Source organism: Pseudomonadota bacterium (genome assembly GCA_026388215.1).
Lineage (GTDB): Bacteria > Desulfobacterota > Syntrophorhabdia > Syntrophorhabdales > Syntrophorhabdaceae > JAPLKF01.
This window is the reverse complement of record JAPLKF010000054.1, coordinates 1-1,739: the sequence shown is the minus strand read 5'-3', so window position 1 is coordinate 1,739 and position 1,739 is coordinate 1. Positions and strand designations below refer to the sequence as shown.

At 38.9% G+C, this 1,739-nt stretch carries 2 protein-coding genes; one reads left to right on the top strand and one right to left on the bottom strand.

The window, feature by feature from the left end:
• The coding region (locus tag NTU69_03830) for a CoA transferase (protein ID MCX5802657.1) at positions 1-1,161 on the bottom strand (1,161 nt) is incomplete at its 3' end.
• Between the two features lie 383 nt (positions 1,162-1,544).
• Here NTU69_03830 and NTU69_03825 point away from each other — a divergent pair.
• A partial coding sequence (locus tag NTU69_03825) for a tryptophan--tRNA ligase (protein MCX5802656.1) occupies positions 1,545-1,739 on the top strand: 195 nt, incomplete at its 3' end.

Here is a 1,739-nt window from a genome sequence, read left to right as displayed (position 1 = left end):
ACTTGAATAACCAAGAATCTTACAATAAATCTCTTCGTTGTGTTCTCCAAACCTTGGCGGGAATTTTAATTTTTTGTTAATAGATTTTACATAACTGTTTGTGACCGGTTGGGGGGCAAGATATATTGTGACACCTGTCTTTTCGTCAGTAGAAGAGAGAATTTCTCCTTTCACGTAGGGGTCTTCAATCACTTCTTCAAGTGCATTAACCTTGGAAATCGGTATGGTAGCATTTATAAACAGCGTGGTAAGTTCCTCTGTGGTGTAATTCTTCGTAGCTTCCTCTATAGCCTTATTAAGGTTATCCACATCCTTTATCCTTCCCTCATTTCTTGCGTACTCCGGTTTCTCAAGGGATCCAAAACCGCCTATCTTCAACATCCTTTCCCATTGTATGTCATTTCCGACTGCAATGTATGCATACCCATCCTTTGTCTTATATACACTTACAGGTGCAAAGAATTCATGGGTATTCCCCCTTCTTGTAATCTTTTTATTAAAAGATTTGGTCTGGGTAATAGGAACAGTCAGCCAGGAGACTGTGCTTTGAAACATCGAAATATCTATCCTTGAACCCTCTTTTGTCATTGCCTTTTTGAAAAGGGCCTTCATAATCAAACCATAGGTATGCTCGCTTGCCCCCATATCTGGTAAAGGCACACCGAGAACATATGGAGAACCGCCTTTGTCCCCTGTAAGCTCCATTAACCCGCTCCTTGCCTGCAGTATCGGGTCATAAGCAGCCTCATTGCTCTCAGGACCAAAACCGGTAAGCCCTACCCATATAATGTCTTCCTTGATAGACTTCACGGTTTCATAATCCACACCGAGCTTTTTGTAATTTCTTGGGAGCTGGTTTGTGGCAAATATGTCAACCTTCAGTTCTATGATCAATTTTCTAAAGATTTCCTGACCTTCCGGGGTCCCAAGGTCTAATGTGATAGCCTCCTTATTACAGTTAATCGCAAGAAAATATGTATACATTCTATCCTCATTAAGCCTATTTTCTCCAACCCTTCTGTTTGGATCCCCGTACACAGGATGCTCCATCCTTATAATCCTTGCCCCGTCGAGTGCAAGTCTGTATGTCAAATAAGGTAAAACTGTTGCCTGCTCTAAAGAAAGAATGGTTATGTTTCTGAAAATTTCATGATCTTCCATAATGCCTCCCCCCTTGGATACTGTATACAATTTTTCGATAAATCAACTATATTACCCGGAAAATTAATTGTCAAGATTTTTGTATGTAAATAAAATCAGTCACTTATAGTCAGCTATTAGCCTTAAGCAATCAGCGTTAAGAAGATAAAAATTAGTAGAATGAAAAATTTGAAAGGCAGACACATACTGAACTAAAAGAAATTGATTTCAAGACCCTTTTATTGTACATTAGAAAAAAGGCATTCACTATATCAGCACTCTCAGCACTCAGCTATCAGCCTTTTGAGGTTCTGAGTTTTAAAAGATCCCAAAGTTTTATTACTCCGAACTCTAAACCATAAACTCCGAACTGAAAAGCTGATGGCTATTTTACGGAGGGGTACATGAAGAGGATTTTCAGCGGGATACAGCCTACAGGGGATATACATTTAGGTAATTATGTAGGTGCAATAAGACATTGGGTCCATTTAACAGAAGAATACGATTGTATATATTGTGTTGTTGATTATCATGCCATAACTGTGGAATATGAAATTAATAAGCTGAAGGATAGGGTTCTTGAAACGGCTTTGATACTC